General features: G+C 46.3%; 13 protein-coding genes. 11 read left to right on the top strand and 2 right to left on the bottom strand.

The genetic code is table 11. The features are described 5' to 3' along the window. Window positions 1–104 precede the first annotated feature (104 nt). Both A4R26_RS06790 and A4R26_RS34810 read right to left on the bottom strand, forming a co-directional pair. Window positions 105–1,379, bottom strand: a complete 1,275-nt coding sequence (locus tag A4R26_RS06790) for an exo-beta-N-acetylmuramidase NamZ family protein (RefSeq protein WP_081162595.1) — start codon at window positions 1,377–1,379, stop codon at window positions 105–107. 24 nt (window positions 1,380–1,403) lie between these two features. Then, the gene (locus tag A4R26_RS34810; RefSeq protein WP_165760174.1) at window positions 1,404–1,568 is read right to left on the bottom strand and encodes a hypothetical protein; all 165 of its coding nucleotides are present in this window, start codon (window positions 1,566–1,568) and stop codon (window positions 1,404–1,406) included. A gap of 72 nt (window positions 1,569–1,640) precedes the next feature. Here A4R26_RS34810 and A4R26_RS06785 point away from each other — a divergent pair, with 72 nt between their 5' ends. The 11 genes from A4R26_RS06785 (at window position 1,641) to A4R26_RS35800 (ending at window position 16,896) form a co-directional block, all read left to right on the top strand. Further along, entirely contained in the window at window positions 1,641–2,018 is a 378-nt protein-coding gene (locus A4R26_RS06785) for a DUF488 domain-containing protein (RefSeq protein WP_242674840.1), read from the top strand. 276 nt (window positions 2,019–2,294) lie between these two features. Beyond that, window positions 2,295–3,818: a hypothetical protein gene (locus A4R26_RS06780; RefSeq protein ID WP_081162590.1), complete on the top strand. Its 1,524-nt coding sequence runs from the start codon at window positions 2,295–2,297 to the stop codon at window positions 3,816–3,818. 539 nt (window positions 3,819–4,357) lie between these two features. Then, window positions 4,358–5,182, top strand: a complete 825-nt coding sequence (locus A4R26_RS06775) for an MBL fold metallo-hydrolase (protein WP_133054575.1) — start codon at window positions 4,358–4,360, stop codon at window positions 5,180–5,182. Window positions 5,183–5,548: 366 nt separating this feature from the next. Continuing rightward, window positions 5,549–6,133 (top strand): RNA polymerase sigma factor, encoded by a 585-nt coding sequence (locus A4R26_RS06770; protein ID WP_081162585.1) that lies wholly within the window; start codon window positions 5,549–5,551, stop codon window positions 6,131–6,133. A 77-nt stretch (window positions 6,134–6,210) separates the two neighbouring features. Then, window positions 6,211–7,401: a FecR family protein gene (locus tag A4R26_RS06765; protein WP_081162583.1), complete on the top strand. Its 1,191-nt coding sequence runs from the start codon at window positions 6,211–6,213 to the stop codon at window positions 7,399–7,401. A 423-nt stretch (window positions 7,402–7,824) separates the two neighbouring features. Beyond that, window positions 7,825–11,163 carry a SusC/RagA family TonB-linked outer membrane protein gene (locus A4R26_RS06760; RefSeq protein WP_107685806.1) on the top strand — a complete coding sequence of 1,113 codons (3,339 nt, stop codon included), beginning with the start codon at window positions 7,825–7,827 and terminating at the stop codon, window positions 11,161–11,163. Between the two features lie 25 nt (window positions 11,164–11,188). Continuing rightward, on the top strand, window positions 11,189–12,820 hold the full coding sequence (locus A4R26_RS06755) for a RagB/SusD family nutrient uptake outer membrane protein (RefSeq protein ID WP_081163030.1): 1,632 nt from the start codon (window positions 11,189–11,191) through the stop codon (window positions 12,818–12,820). Window positions 12,821–12,837: 17 nt separating this feature from the next. After that, window positions 12,838–13,959, top strand: coding sequence for a SusE domain-containing protein (locus A4R26_RS06750; protein ID WP_081162578.1), 1,122 nt, complete (start codon window positions 12,838–12,840; stop codon window positions 13,957–13,959). A gap of 67 nt (window positions 13,960–14,026) precedes the next feature. Beyond that, window positions 14,027–15,184, top strand: coding sequence for a glycoside hydrolase family 76 protein (locus A4R26_RS06745; RefSeq protein ID WP_081162577.1), 1,158 nt, complete (start codon window positions 14,027–14,029; stop codon window positions 15,182–15,184). 182 nt (window positions 15,185–15,366) lie between these two features. Then, window positions 15,367–16,593 (top strand): DUF2254 domain-containing protein, encoded by a 1,227-nt coding sequence (locus A4R26_RS06740; protein ID WP_081162573.1) that lies wholly within the window; start codon window positions 15,367–15,369, stop codon window positions 16,591–16,593. A 168-nt stretch (window positions 16,594–16,761) separates the two neighbouring features. Continuing rightward, window positions 16,762–16,896, top strand: a complete 135-nt coding sequence (locus A4R26_RS35800; RefSeq protein WP_278248409.1) for a hypothetical protein — start codon at window positions 16,762–16,764, stop codon at window positions 16,894–16,896. Window positions 16,897–17,206 lie beyond the last annotated feature (310 nt).

Genomic DNA, 17,206 nt, shown 5'->3' with positions numbered 1-17,206 from the left:
GTTATTATCCATTGTTAACCAGTTGACGAGTCAACTCGTCAACCCGTCAACTGATTCTTACTACTATGTCTGCCTTATATACTCACCAGTGCGTGTTATTAATTTTATGGGTACAATAAGTACTTTTTCCTCATCTGTTTGTATTTCGACAATCCCGGCTCCCAGGAATCCCTGATCTGTTTGGGGCTTTTGCCTGCCATGATCTGTTTTTTGAATTCGGGGGTTCCCGACAGAAAATCGATATTCCCGATCTGTCTGCTGATAGAGCGGTCGAAAAAACGCTCTTTTTCGGGGTGCGCCTTATACAATTCTATCATCCATTCGATATTGATCCTTTTGCTTTTGCGCAGGTTCGCGATGTCGTAGTTGCGCAGGTCTAACCCATAACAAACCTCGTTCATGAACAGCGGCGATTCGGCCATGCCGGGAATGCTAACCGGGGTAAAGGAAAACGTGTATTTGCCTTTTAATGCCGGTGCGCCCAGAACGGTGAAAGGGAACTGCGTTCCGCGGCCATGGTTCAGTGCCACCCCCTCAAATAAACAGGTAGAAGGGTACAGCATAATGCTTTGTTGCGTATTTAAATTGGGCGAAGGTTTTACCGGCAGCACATACTCCATATCATGGCGGTAATTCTTTACGGGAATGATGGTGATTGTACATTTCCGTTTTTCGGGCAGCCAGCCTTCGCCATTGATCATTTTGGCAAATTCGCCGATGGTCATGCCGTGTGCAATGGGAACCGGGAACTGGCCAATGCCCGATTTGTATTTCATATCGAGAATGGGGCCGTCGACCAGGTAACCATTGGGATTGGGCCGGTCGAGGATCAGCAATTCTTTATTGTTCTCTGCGCAGGCTTCCATTACATCGCGCAGGATATTGATATAGGTATAAAAGCGGCAGCCTACATCCTGTATATCGTAGATCATGATATCCACATCGGCGAGGTCGGTGGCCGTTGGTTTTCTTTTGCTGCCGTATAAGGAAATGATGGGAATGCCGGTAGCGGAATCTACCTCGTCAGATACATGGGTGCCGGCGCTGGCCCGGCCCCTGAAACCATGTTCGGGACCGAAGGCTTTTACGAATTTGATGCCCCGGTTCATCAGGCTGTCGACAAGATGTTTTTTGCCGATCACAGAAGTAGGGTTGGCCAAAATGCCTACTCTTTTATTTTTCAGCAGGGGAAGGTATTTCTCCGTTTGTTCGGCGCCGGTGAGTATCGGGCTAGTGGTAAGTGGCAGGTGGCGAGTGGGATATTCATTCTTTGGATTTCCGATTTCATTCGTGGCATCTGCCAGATGCAAACCTCTTTCTGTGGTAAAGCCGAACGTTATTATTGCTAATAGTATAACCAGTGAACCGTAGATCTTCATAGCTGAAAATTGATGTATAGAAATTTAATACCTGTTCTTTTGCTGATCTAAAGAACTTTCTGCTGCCGCTAAGATAGCCTCTTCATGATTACGTGGTTGCCGGTTCAGCAGTTTTTTTGCTTTTACGTTGCCGGCTTTCCTGTTTTTGCCCAACTGAACGGCGATATCTTTCAATGAGGGCTTAGGCATGGCAAAAAGACGCAGCAGCTAGTCGGATGATGAGGGCAATAGAAGTATTTCACCCAAAAACGCCGGATAGCGTTGGCCATTGGTAATGACGCAAAGCTCCTGTTAAAAGCGGCATGGGGCTTTGTTAAAGTTCAGACTTGTTTTGTTGTACGGTCTGGGGAATTGGGCGGCCGGCCAAAGGATGCTACCTGTTATGATAGCGAAGGAAAGATTGACTATGAATTGGTAAAGACCAAAGATTATTTCATAAAAGGGATCGACCGGCTAAAAACGGCTTACGAAAAAGATATAAACGTGGCGATCATGTGCAGCGAACGAAATCCCGCCCAGTGCCACCGCAGCAAACTAATTGCCGGGGTATTGGTTGCTGACGATATTATTGTACAGCATATAGATGAAACGGGAAAATTGAAGGAGCATGCAGCTCCACCACTCCCTCCCAAAACATGACCAAAATCAAAAACTTTCTAACCTCCTTGTTATTACATTATTTTCCGTAGTATTACGCCTCGTTTTCGGGTATTAATGCGGGTGCATGTTCAAAACAGATCATACACCTTTGTTTTAACCACTTTCTGTAATCTCCGCCTGGTTATTGCTAACTATTTGTAGCCGCTAATTCGTTTACCCCTCTTCCCGGTTTCCCAACCATTTATTTAACCCGGTTGCATGACAGCTCAGTTCATGTTCATTAACTATTGTCAATAACCAACAAATCTTCCAATTATGCTTACAGAAGAAAGTATCTCCCTGTCGCACACCGTTACCGCTGCTACAGCGCTTATCAGCAAATGGACCGAATCGCCCATTGAACCCACTACCTCCGTTATGGACGACGCCTGGCAGGGCGCCGGCGAATTTCAATTTCCCAAAGGTTGGGTGTATGCTAAAAACGACGCAAAGTTCCTGTACCTCGTGCTTGATGTTATCGGTGATACCGGTAACGATTTTGGTACCGGTGATTATTACTGGCTGAGTTTTGATGTGGATGAGAACCGCGGCATCTCCGCCAATAAAGATGTGAACTATGGCCTTTACCCCGGTTTCCCTAACAAAATGGGTATTCAGAAATACCTCGGCCCCGGTACCTGGACCGGCATCTCTGAACCACCCGAATCGAAGAGCCGGGTTGAGTTTGGCCCTTCGCCCAAATCGGCCGTGCCGCACCGCATCTGGAAATTCAAAATTGCACTGACTGAAATAAATGCCAGCCTCTTCTCGCTGCTGGGTTTGCCTTATACGTATTTCGGTTTCCGGGTAAGCTCTTCCAACCCCGCCTTCACCGCAGATTTTCCGGCCAACTTCTATCAAAACTTTGCTAACCTTACGAAGTTGTACTTTGCCCGCAAACCGAAGCCAAATCAATCATTGATGGGCGCTATTATTGGTACGGTTGGCCTTATTCCTACTTCTTCCGCTGTACTGAATGCTGCCACAGGCAGGGCCACCACCACCGCAGGTTATTTTGTGGAAGCGCACAATGCAGCTTTCGGCGGGGTGCTGAACTTTATTGCCAACAGCGTGAACCTGAATGCCCTTATTGGCATCGGCGCCAATAAATACCGCATCCTGCATGCCACCCCGGGCAGCGCTGCCTTCCTGCCACTGGTGTCTGCGTGGACCAATTACCGTTGGACCGGTTCCAACTATATACCCATGTCTTTTTCGGCCAATGTCAACAAACAATATACGCTTACCAATCCTGCCGAGGAATATTCCATCGACGATCTGTTGATCCAGTTCTCTACCTATGGTATGGATACCGGTATCCATCGGTTTAAAGTGGAATTCTTCAAAGCCGATGGCATTACACCGGTGCCTTCAGCAGCACAGGTGCTGTCGCTGTACATCGATAACAATGTACCAGTCGTTAATATCAACAGCATAAAACATGGCGCTACTGAAGTAACGGCCTGCGCCATTGAAAAAATAGGGGAGGGAACCGATGGGCTTACTTTCAATGTTACGGCCAACGACCCCGAAGGCAACCTGCGTGCATGGAGTTTCAGCGCCACCTTTGGCGAAAACCAGTCGGTAGGTATTTACAGCCAGGCATACGAATCGGCGGTTCCGCCGGGAAACAACTGGGCCGGTGTGATGAACTTTGCGGTTCCTACTACGCCTGCCAACTGGCGTCCGCCCATCCAATGCGCCTATAGCTTTATTATTCAGGCATGGGCCCGTACCACCAATGGCTACGGCTACATCGGCCATTCTACTTACCATCGTAATTTAACTTTGCTTGTATAAAGGCATAGAGGCACAAAGGCAACAAGGCAACGAGGAATAACAGAATACAGGCCGAAAGCCAAACGCGGGTATTTTCAAGTTTAGCCTGTATTCTGTATTTCCCTTTATGCCTTTGTGCCTCGTTGCCTAGTTGCCTCGTTGCCTTTACACGAAGAACCACAAACCATAAGCTATCAATAAAATATATTATAACTGTCAATGTTACTGTATTGATTAATGACCCAATGGCAGACTATCTGGTGTAAAGTGAACAATTTTAATAATAGGTGCTTCAAATATAACTATTGGCAAGACGTTTGTATAATACGCCCCGGTATGTTCAAGCCACTGTTAAAAATGAGGTCATTGGGTTTGTGCATTAATGAAAATTAAGGGTTCACTGAACAATAATACCCGGCTCTTATAATATTGATAAAAGTTGCAACATCTTGTCCCGGCTAGCCCCGGGATTCTTTTTGGTTATTAATGGTTATTGATATTTTTACGCCAAAAATACCTTTGACTATAAGTCAGCCCCTATTATGCAATTAATCGGTACTATGAAAAAAATGTGTCTTATTCTGACCGCACTATTTATTTCCTTTATTGCTTTTTCCCAAACCACACATTATGAAGTGTCGGCTTTGAAGTACGCTTCCTTTACGCATGATTCACTTGCAAGAACAAAAACCACCGATAGTGTCAGCATCGATTTCATGATCTGGATGATCAAAGGCAACGGTAAAGTTGTTTTAATGGATGCCGGGCATTTGTATAGCGTTGAAGCAGCCAGGGATTTTGATGTGATCGACGACCTGCGCCCCGATTCAACTTTACAAAAACTTTCTGTTCATACCGAAGAAGTAACCGACATCATCTTAAGCTATCAGCATCTCGACCATATCAACAGCATCGACCTGTTTCCCAATGCAAAAGTTTGGGTACAGAAAGAAGATTATGCATATTTCACTACTGCTTCCTGGCAGAAGGGCGGTGAAAACAGCGAGTTCAACAGGAAAGAAGTAAAAAAACTGATCGATCTCAATACCGCAGGCCGCATAAACCTGGTAGAGGGTTACAACAAAGAGATCATTGAAGGCATCAGGATGTTCCCCGGATCGCGCAAACCTGTTCTGCCGCAATACGTATTGGTTAAAACAAGCCTCGGTAATATGGCGCTTGGTTCAGATAATGTCTGGATCTACTATAATTCCAACTTTGTAACACCCGCGCCCACTTTCAGTACATTCGATGCAAACGGTTATATAAAAGCCATGCAAAAGATGCGATTGCTGGTGACCGATGAAAACGGCCTGAAACCCGGTTTTGATTCGGCACTGATGAAATTCCCGGCCATTACAGAAGGGGTTATCAGGTTGAAATAGGATTGAAAATATTTATTTCATAAAAGAGCCGTTGCAACAAGTGCCGGCTCTTTTTTATTTCCTGTACCTGATTTAGGCAGGTCTATGCTTTTCACAATAGCCATGCATATATTTTTTATTTACTTTAGCGCTGTTATTTTAAAAATGATTTTGCACGCACATAAAACCGTGGAAATATCGTTCTTTAAAAAAGGTGATACATTATCATGGCTATAATATTTTGCTGAAAAAAGTATAGCTGAATTCAGGCATTCAGGCTCAATGACTTGAAACGTTATAGTGGAATAAAATAAAAATTATTCTACTTTTGGATTCAGCTAGTGATCAAATAACGATTTGTAAGGTTCAATTTTAATCTTGCCAGGTATGAAGGAAACTTCCGAAATTGATTTGCTTATGCGTATAAGTGAGGGAGACCGGAACGCGTTTCGAGAGTTGTATCAGCGCTATACTCCTGCACTGTACCCGTTTGTGAAAAGCTTATGTAATGACGATGCGTTATGTGAAGATATCGTACAGGAGATCTTTATCAGGATCTGGGATAACCGCGCAAAGGCCACAGATATTAAACAAGTTAGATCATATTTATATAAATCTGCGAAGAACAGGTTCCTCAACGAGTTAAGAAAACAGAAGAACGAACGGACCGTCATTAAAAATCGTCTCTTCAACACAATAGATACCGAAACACCCGAACAACAGCTGACATTTAAAGAAGGCATGCGGTTGGGCGACGAAGCCCTGGCCCGCCTGTCGCCCAAAAGAAGGATCATCGTTGAAATGAGTACCCGCGAAGGGCTGAGCCTCGATGAAATTTCATTAAGAGTGGGCGCTTCAAAAAATGTAGTGAAGAAGCTGCTTTACTCGGGCCTTGCTACGATACGAAACCAGGAGATCATAAAATACTTAAAGTGTTTGCTGCCGGTCATAACATTCCTCACCCGGTTTTGATCTTTTCTTCCGGATATTTTTAAAAAATCTTTTAACCGGGGGGTCCTTTTTTTCGCCGCGCGTGTCTTAACCGCGATATGGACCAACAATCATTTGACGATTTTCTTAAGAAGGTAGCACAACAAACACATTCTCCTTCAGAATTAGCCCAATTTCTTGACTGGCTGAAGGCCCTCCCCGAAGAGCAGGCCGCAGCAGCGTTAGACAGGTATGAGCAGGCGTTCGGCGCCGGTAACGTTGTCCATAGCGTTGACAGTGAAGCGATCAGGCGGATTGAAGAGGGCATAGAGAACCGGATAGATCATCCTGTTCATTCCATTTCCCAAAAGCGCACTCCTGTTGCTTTTTACCTGAAAGTGGCTGCCGTTTTCGTGGCGGTGCTGTCGATGGTGTCATTTTTCCTATTTCAAAAAAGACCTAAGTATATCGACAAAGTACCTGTGGTTCATAAAACTGAAACCATCGTTCCCGGCAGGAACCAGGCTGTGTTGAAATTAAGCGGGGGCAGGGAAGTGCTGCTCGAAGAGGTGGCCGATGGGGCTATTACCATGAATGACAAGACCACCGGTTTTGAGAAAAAAAGCGGTTTACTGGTGGCAAGGGGCGATGGCGAAACGCCCGGCGAAGTAAACGAATTAAATATGCTGGAAACCCCAAGGGGCGGCCAGTACCAGATAGCATTGCCCGATGGCTCGAGGGTATGGTTGAATGCATCGACCCGCCTGTTCTTCCCAACTGCTTTTAAAGCCGGGGAAAGAAAAGTAAAGGTTTTGGGTGAAGCCTATTTTGAAGTGAAGTCAGATCCCAAAAATCCATTTATTGTTGAAACCGCCACCGGCGCCAGGTTGCGCGTGCTGGGTACCAGTTTCAATGTGAACGCCTACCAGGATGATGAGCAGGAGATCACTACATTATTGACGGGCAGTTTGCAGGTTACCCGCAGTCAGTCACAGGCACTGTTGAAGCCCGGGCAACAGGCAATCGTAAACGCCGAAAAAATTGTGGATATACAGGAAGCGGAAACCAGCTACGCGGTGGCCTGGAAAGAAGGAAATTTTATGTTCAACAGGGAACCGATCAAAGAAGTAATGAATAAAATAGCCCGCTGGTACGATGTGGAAGTAACTTATCAGGGGCCGGTCACCGATACCCGGTTTTGGGGTACCGTGTCGCGGTTTGCACAGGTAAACGATGTACTGAAAATGCTGGAAGCCACGGGGCGGGTACATTTCACTATCGAAGGAAGAAGGATCTATGTAAAAAAATAAACGAAAATGCTCAAAGCTGAATGCTTAAGGCCGAACGCGAATACATCCCTGTGTGCCGACAGCCGGTACGGGAATCAGCCTTCAGCCTAAAAGGCCTGCCGCGCTTTCGCGCAGCCCCGCAAAAGATGGCCGACAGCCGGTACGGGAACCAGCCTTCAGCCTAAAAAGGGCCTGCCGCGCTTTCGCGCAGCCCCGCAAAAGATGGCCGACAGCCAGTACGGGAACCAGCCTTCAGCCTTAAGCCTTCAGCCTTCAGCCTAAAAAGGGCCGGTGTGCAGCGAACACTCCGACCCTGTTATGTAGTGTTTTTCAATCAAGCGTTTCCTTAACTCAATTAAAAAACTATGTAAATCTATGATTTTAAACTCAGGTAAAGCGCCTGTACCAACCAAAATTAAAGGACTGCTAAAACTTCTAATTACTATGAAGCTGCTGTTGATCCTGTTGTTTGCCATGCTGCAGGTAAATGCCAATAGCTATGCCCAGAGCATCTCGCTCAAAGGCCGCAGCATACCTGTCGAACGCATTTTTCTGGAGATCAGAAAACAAACCGGTCTGGCGGTGTTATGTGAAAGTGACGTGCTGGAAAGCATTAAACCACTCACGGTAAATTTCAACAGAACACCGGTTACGGATGTATTGACGTTTTGCCTGAAGCAAACGCAGTATACGTACCAACTGGAAAAAAACAGCATTGTCATTAAAACGATTGCCCGCCCTGAACGTAACACGACACCTGGTATCGTAAACGTACAGAAAGATATTTCGGGCAAGGTCACCGATGAACTTGGCAGTCCGCTCCAGGGCGTAAACGTACGATCGAACAATGACGCAGGCACCATTACGGCCGCCGATGGAAGTTTTCGAATGTCGGTTCCCGACAATGCAACCAGCCTTACGTTCACCAGTATCGGCTACCAGTCGAAAACGGTGTCGCTGTCGGGCCAAAACACCTTCAACATAACGTTGATCAAAATGCCCGACAACCTGAACGAGGTAGTGATCATTGGTTATGGAACAAAAAGAAAGGCCGACCTCGTTGGCGCCGTTGACAGGGTTAAAGGGGTACAAATTGAAGACCGGCCCGTAGGTAATGTTATGCAGGCATTACAGGGCTTATCGCCCAGCCTGGTAATTCAGCAGCGTAACATGAACCCCAACAACAACTCCATGAACATCAACCTCCGTGGGATCAGCACCTTCGGCAATAATTCGCCGTTACTGGTGATTGACGGGGTGATCAGCAATGATGTGAGCGACATGAATAATCTGAACCCAAGCGATATCGAGGATATCTCTGTATTGAAAGACGCCGGTAGTGCAGCCATCTATGGTTCGCGCTCGGCCAATGGCGTTATCCTCATCTCTACCAAAAAAGGAAAACCGGGTATGAAGCCCGTTGTGAGCTTCACCGGTTTGGTGGGTTCACAAAATCCGCAGGTATTGGTAAAGCCCCTGAAAGGCTACCAGAATGCACTGCTTCGCAACGATTCGTATATCAACTCAGGATCCGACCCTATTTATTCCTCGGAACAAATACGCCAGTTTGCCAAGGGCGACAGCGAGTACGGCCTGAAAAGCATTTTACAAAATGCACTGCAGCAAAATTATAACCTCAGCGTACAGGGTGGGGCAGAGAAAACCAGTTACATGGTATCGCTGGGCTACTACGATCAGCAAAGCAATTTCAAAGGACCCGATTATGGAATAAAACGGTACAACCTCCGCTCGAATGTTACCACAAGCATCGGCCGGTTAAAACTGAGCACCATACTTTGGTATAACAGAACGGAAGGGAATTCGTACCAGGGCGACGAAGGATTTATTATCGCCGATGCATCGCGTGTGCCGGTATATAATACGTATATCCTGAAAGACAATAACGGCCGCTATTACAATAATGACGTGATAACCGGTGGCAATCCTTTAGCCGCACTGGAGCATGGCGGTTATATAAAGAACATCAACGATAACTTCCAGGGAAGTCTGAATGGCGAGCTTAAACTGTTCGATGGTTTGAAAGCAAAAGGCCTGGTAGGCCTCGACGTTCGGCCCGAGAACAGGTTGATCAGAAGGTATTACTGGCCGGTGTACAGCCTGGCAGGCGGCGAAACGCCCGTTAACCAAAACGCCTCGAAGGATTACCACATTGAAGATTTCAACGCCAATGCCACGCTGCTGAATATTCAGGCCATGCTCGAGTATAACAAAACCTTTGCAGGAAGGCACAATGTATCTGGTTTGGCCGGTTTCTCCAATGAATCGTACCGCCAGAAACGCCAGGAAATAAAAAAGCGTTTTGTTGATCCGGTGCTGGGCATTCCTGTCGATGGTACCGTTATTGACCCAACCAGTTATAATTCGGTTGGCGGCACCACCGAAAGAAGTATCTATTCCTATTTTGGAAGAGTGGGTTACGCTTTTGCCAATAAATACTATGCAGAGGGAAGCTTCCGGTACGACGGTTCTTCCAAATTTGCCAAAGACCACCGCTGGGGTTTCTTCCCTTCCGTATCACTGGGATGGCGCATTACCGAAGAGCCATTCTTTGATTTCTGGAAGAACAGGTTCGGCGATCTGAAGATCCGCGGTACTTATGGTAAACTGGGCAATCAGAACATCGACGATTATCAAACGCTTACCACGTACGATATTTATATCAACCAGTATGGCTTTAACAATGTGGGTGTACCCGGTACGGGTTATACATTCGGTAACCCCGAGCTGCAATGGGAAACCACCACTTCGTGGAATATTGGAACCGATGCCACCTTTTTACAGGGCAACCTGCGGGTAGGTTTCGACTTCTTCCAAAAGTTAACCAAAGGTATTCTGTTAACACCGCAAACGCCAATGGTATTGGGCGGTGCGGTACCTAAAGCCAACCTCGGCGAAATGAAGAACCAGGGCTGGGAACTGACCCTTAACTATTCATTGCGTCACGACGACTTCAGCCATTCGTTCGGGCTCAACGTAGCCGATTCATGGAATGAGGTTACCAAATTCGAAGGCAATGAACAGATCAGCAAGGCCGACGAAATTGAGCGCATCATCAGGGTAGGCCTGCCTTTGTATAGCTACTACGGCTATAAAACAGACGGCCTGTTCCAGAACGATGGCGATGTTAAAAATTCGGCACTTCCCATTGGCTTTTCAGCCAAACCCGGAGATGTAAAATATAAAGACCGCAATGGCGACGGTATTATCAATGATAACGACCGCTACGTATTGGGGCATGCGTTCCCACGCCTGACCTTCGGTTTCAACTATACCCTTAACTGGAAAGGACTTGAGTTCAACATGCTTTGGCAGGGTGTTGGAAAACGCGATATGGCCCTGAGAGGGGAAACCATAGAGCCTTTCCATGGCGGCTACTCGTTTGTGATGTTCGAGCACCAGCTCGATTACTGGACGCCTGCCAATTCCGACGCCCGCTGGCCAAGACTGACCGCACCGGGTACTGCCTCTACTATCAATAATTATGGTAAGGGGTCAGACTTCAACCTCTTTAACGGCGCCTATGCCCGGTTGAAGAATATCAGGCTTGGCTATACACTGCCTAAAGGCCTCACAACAAGATATGGTGTAAACAAACTCAATGTTTTCGTTACCGGTCAAAACCTGTTAACGATCAGTAAGATCGATTTCGTTGATCCCGAATCAACCGAGTTTGGAAACAACATGACCAGCGCCGGCGCCAACAGCGCCCGCAATTACCCGCGACTCATATATATAGGAGGAGGTGTACATGTTGAATTTTAAAGCACATCAATTCAAACAAGGAATTATGAAAATGAAGTTTGTTGAAAAGGGTCTTGCGACCATACTGTTGATGGGGTTGATGCTTACCGGATGTGTGAAGCTGGATGTAGCTCCTACCAACAAGTTCACCGACGAAACATACTGGACAACGGAAGATAAAGCCAATTCGGTTTTGAACATGGCCTACCGCCAGATGTACTCGAGCGATTTTTTCATGTTGAATGAAATTTTGAGCGATAACGTTTATAATGGATATGGAACTACTAACGAAAAGGTGATAGCACTCGGCCTGGCCGATGCCTCGAACCCACGCTTTGCCAATGAATGGAAAGCCTGTTATGAAGGGATAAAAACCTGCCATACATTCCTGGCGAATATCGACAGGGTAACTACCATAAGCGATGACCTGAAGGCAAAAAGAAAAGCCGAGATCCGTTTTATTCGCGCATCGCTTTATCTTGAGCTTACCACCTGGTATGGCGATGTTCCTCATTTTACGGAGGATATCACGCTCAACCAATCGAAAGAGGTTGAGCGTAAGTCACAGGCCGGTATCATGGCATGGATTCACCAGGAACTGGATGAAGCGGCGGCGGTTTTACCCAAACGCGAAGACTATAAAGCGGCAGATAACGGAAGAATTACCAGCGGCGCCGCCATCGCCCTGAACGCCCGCGCTTACCTGTATGAAAGCAACTGGGGTAAAGTGGCGGAGTATTGCGATAAGCTCATCAACAGCACTACGTATGGTACCTATAGCCTGTTTCCCAACTACGAGCAGTTGTTCTGGGCTGAAAATGAGTTCAACTCAGAGATCATCTTAAGCCTTCAGTACGTACCGGTAAACAGAACATGGGGGAACCTGGTCGACTATGCACCGATGTCGGCCGGCGCCCGCCTTTCCCTGGCAGGGCCTACCCAGGAACTGGTGAATACGTACCTGATGAAGAATGGTAAAAAATGGACGGCTGCCGATCCTGATTATGCCGGCCGCGATCCGCGCATGGGAGCAACTATTGTGTACGATGGCTCTTCCTGGAAAGACAGAAATGGTAATACCTATCAGGTAGTTATTCATCCCGATGGTCCTGTTGATCCCAATAGAACATCAGATAAATATACCGGAGCCGGTACCGCGCAAACCCCAACAGGTTATTATTACCGTAAGCTCTGCGATCCCAATCCGGCAACGTATACAGGCGGTGGCTGGGAGTCGAGCCTGAACCTGCCATTGATCCGGTTTGCCGATGTATTGCTGATGTATGCCGAAGCAAAGAACGAACTGAAAGAAATGAGCACAACCGTGTGGGATCAAACTATAAAGAGGTTAAGGCAACGGGCCGGCTTCGATAACACTGCTGAAGCAATGGACATGCCCGGCAGCGACCAGGCTGTACTGCGCGATGTGATTCGCAACGAACGCCGTGTGGAACTGGCGCTGGAAGGATTGCGCATCTTCGATATCCGCCGGTGGAAGATAGCAGAGAACGTATTGACAGTGGAGCGGCATGGCGCCAGATTCGATAAAAGCAGTGGCAGTTATGATTACATAAAACTCCCTGCAGGCAGCTTCAACCTTAATCGCGATTACCTGTGGGCGATCCCAAGAGCAGAACGATTACTGAACACAAACCTCTCTCAAAACCCCGGTTATTAATCTTCAATCAGCACAAAATGAAAACAAATAAATTATCGATAGCTTTCCTGATCCTGTTATTTGCAGCCATTACCGGATGCAAAAAGGATGACGACAATTTCAAAGAAGTTAAAGTAACGGAAGTTACCACCCTGTACTCACCCGATGACGAACGTAATGTGTTTTTGCAGCCTACCGGTTCACCCACTTTATATTTCGAGTGGGAGAAAGCGGTGGCCCAGGATAATGGCGTGGTGTATTATGATGTGTTGTTCGCTAAACCGGACGGCGATTTTTCAAATCCTATATTTACCGTGGTGGCCGATAACAACGGTACCAGCACCGGTGCAAGCATTCCCCATAAGCTGTTGAACAAGATCGCCAGACTGGCCGGCATCGCTTCCGGTAAAGATGGTAAACTGAAATGGACGGTAGCCTCTTCACGGGGGTTGACCAGGACCGTTTCAGAAAAAGTACGCACTATTCATATCACCAGAACAAACGGTATCGATGCGCCCGATGCATTGTTCCTCACCGGTGAAGGAACCGAAGGCGGAGCCAACCTGGCCCAGGCCCTCACTGTTAAGGCACTGCCCGACGGAAATGAATTTGAGATCTATACCAGGCTGGTGGCCGGTAAAAAATATTCTTTTGTTGATTCAAGAACCAACGTAATGCGTACGTTCTCTGTAAGCAGCAATGGCACTACACTCGTTGAAAACGCAGATGGCGCTACGGTAGCAAAAGATGGTATTTACAAGGTCTTCGTCGATTTTACCAACGCAGCAGTTACCTTTTCTGAGGTCACCAAACTCGACTTTTGGATGTGTACGCCGCAAAAACGCGAAACGCTTACCTACCAGGGTAAAGGTGTTTGGAGAGTAAATAATATAGTGCCCGACTTTGTAAACGGCGGCTTTTCCGACGACCGTTATTTCTTCTGGATCACCATTGGCGGCAGCGAACAAAAATTAGGAAGTATTAACAAAGATAATCAGCCTCCCGGTACAACCACAGGGTCTTATTTCTTTACCTACTTCAATACAGATGCGGGGCGATGGGATTACTCTTTCAAGTTCCCTAACAGATCGGTAGCGAAATGCAGTATTGAAGTATCGCTCAGCCCTGATGCCAACTATACCCATGAAATAATTTACTAATGACAATGACCTGACCGTTAAAGCGGATCTTGTGTAAATAGTCAGGTATTCAACAAAAAAATTGCCAATGCGGAAAATTGTATTAATTGCCGGCGCCGGGCTCACCCTTGCGTGCGGTAAGATAAAAGACGAATACGTCGATAATAGTGTCAAATACGATATTGACTGGGCCGCTGCTGCCGACAGCAGCAGCACCAGCCTGGTGAATGTATATTTTAACTCAACCAAACATCATTTCAATAACGACAATTTTGGCGCTATAAGCCAGTTCGATTACTGGCCCGAGGCCCATGGGCTCGATGTGTTGATCGATGCTTATAAACGCACGGGCAGCGCTGTCTATAAAGACCGCATCAGTCAATTTCACGACGGCGTAAAAGCCAAGAACGGCGGCAGCTTCTATAATAATTATTATGACGATATGGGCTGGCATGGTATGGCCCACATGCGTGCATTTGATGCAACCGGTGATGCGCGTTATGAAACATCGGCAAAACAGTTATGGCAATGGATCGTTGCCGGCTGGAATGATTTCGATGGGGGCGGCATTCCCTGGAATCATGAAAATAATGAGGCCGGCCGCAGTAAAGGTATTCCGTCAAATGGCCCGGCGGCTATAATAGCAGCCCGCAGATGGCAGAAGTACGGCGCAACCGAAGTAGTGAACGGCCTCAATAATCTGGAATGGCTCGAGCGGATCTATAACTGGATGAAAGAGCACCGCGTTGTACAACAAAGCGGCCGCGTATTTGAAAAGCTGGATGATACCAAAGGCGACTGGACGTACAATGCAGGAACGTACATGGGTGCAGCACTGGAGTATTACAACATCACCGGTAACAAGGTGTATTTGAATGATGCCATTAAAACCGCCGACTGGACAACCAGCACGCTGATAAACTCAAATAACAAAGTGTTGAGCGACTGGGCAGAGCAGCAGGACCACGATGTTAACCTGTTCAAAGGGATCTTTGTACGTTATCTTACTTTGTTGATCATGCATAAAGACCTGCCTGAATCGTACAGGAAAAGATATGTTTACTTTTTAAGGAACAGTGCGCAGATCCTGTGGACGGAAGGCTCGGTGAAAAGCCCGGTTGTTTTGTTCGGTTACCATTGGTGGGAAGCCCCACCCCAAACAAAGGTTGCATTACGTACCCAAATAGCCGCATGTACTTTAATGGAAGCGTTGGCATTACTGAAGAAAGAAGGATATCTTGAGTAATGATAATTCCTGTACAATAAAATGGGCCTCCGGTATCCGGAGGCTTTTTTGTTTGTGTTCGGGCAGAGAACCGGGGCCGTTTGTTTTTTCTCCACAACGATTAACCCGGTCTTAATGAATGGATTAATGAGTTAAAAATGGGGAGTGCACAATTATTGCATTATATTATAGAAATGTAAACTGTGAATATCAAAATACTTAACTGGTTTATTATTACGTATCGAAAAACAGTTAACAGTATTGCTTTTTTACCTGCATTGATTGCCCTTGGTTTTATATTGCTGGCCATAGGTATGCTCTTACTGGATTTTTCTGAAGCGGGCAAGGCATTCAAAAGCCGGTTAACCTGGTTTAGCCTTAAGGATGCTTCAACGGCCCGCAGTGTCATTTCTTCAATAGTAGCAGGCGTGATCTCCCTGTCTGTTTTTAGTTTCTCCATGGTAATGATTGTGCTGAACCAGGCAGCCAGCCAGATGAGTAACAGGGTGTTGGACAAACTTATCGGCAACAAGTTTCAACAGCTTGTGCTCGGGGTGTACATTGGTACCATTGTGTATGCGCTGTTTTTATTAAGTACCATACGCAGCACAGACTCGGGAGTCTCCGTTCCGGCATTGAGCACTTACCTGTTGATCCTTTTTACCGTTGGCGATATATTTCTTTTTATCTACTTTTTGCATTATATAACACAGTCGGTAAGGTATAGCACCATCATTAACCGTATTGCTGTGCAAACCCTCGATGAGCTGAAACTTCAGTGTACGGGCAATACACCTGCCCGGCCTCATGAACGATTTACAATTGCGCTAACCGCCCCCGTTTCCGGGCTATTGCAGTCGTTCCAGGCTAAGGAATTGATCGAGACCTGTCAAAAACATAATATCCGGTTATCTTTTCAATATTGCATGGGCACGTTTATACTGAAAGGGTCGGAGTTTGCGTCGATAGAGGGGTTGACGGTACTGGATGAAGAACTCAGGTCAAAATTGTGTTCTCTTATTTTAATTGATAAAAGCCGCGCTATTGAAAAGAATTACTACTATGGCTTTCAAAAGCTGATGGAAGTGGCGATAAAGGCATTGAGCCCAGGAATTAACGATCCCGGCACAGCGGTAATAAGCCTTCAGGCGCTGGCCGAATTACTAGCTTACCGGATGCAACACGAGCCGGTAAATATTTTATATGACGGTATGGGACAGCCAAGAGTGCAAATAAGGGAGCTTGATATTAACCAACTGGTAGAAACATATATTGAACCTATTTGGGATTACGGCAAAGGCGATCGCCTCATTAGAACAGAATTACTGCATATTTTGGAGCAGTTGAAGCATTATGGCGAATATGCGGCAATTACAAGACTGCATCAAAGAACAAGCAGAACAATTAAGGAAACCGGGCAGGTGTCATAGCAAAAAAGAGCGCCCGGTTTTCTGATGTTATTTTTCGAAAGCCGGGCGCTAGGATATTTTTACTACTGAAGCCGGAATTAGAATTGTTTGACGGTGTTATTTATGCTAAGAATCAGGATATTGTAATATATAAAATGCGTGCGCCGGAGACTTGATCGAATATTCCCCATGAAGTTCTTCAAACCTGAAAACGCCATCAAATACAGTGATTTGATGGCGTTTGCCTATTCTTGTGTCCCCAAGGGTGGAGAACTCGAACTTTTTGATGGGGGATTTGGTGAATTTGAAGGAATTTTCAGTTAGTTAGGTGTAAATTTTCACCAAGAAGGGTTCGAGGAAAAAATTGGGGTTGATGTTAAAAATGGGGTTGAGCCAGCATCATTTTACAATTCAATACCCCTTACCTACTTCCACAATTCCACACCCAAGAGCCTGTTCTATCAGTTTACAGAGGAAGCAGTTCATCTGTCCCTGTTTAGGTAATCGTCAAAAGTCTTATGAGTTGATTCTATCTTGCCGTCTCCATTGATTGAACAATAGTATCCGGGCATTTCCATTATTTCCTCCATAAGTGTCTCACTCAATCCTTTCATACGAAAAATACCTTTAATTA

It is taken from the genome of Niastella populi (assembly GCF_002078015.1).
GTDB classification, from domain to species: Bacteria; Bacteroidota; Bacteroidia; order Chitinophagales; family Chitinophagaceae; genus Niastella; species Niastella populi.
Note: the sequence above shows the minus strand (reverse complement) of the source record. Positions and strands in the feature narration are given on the sequence as shown.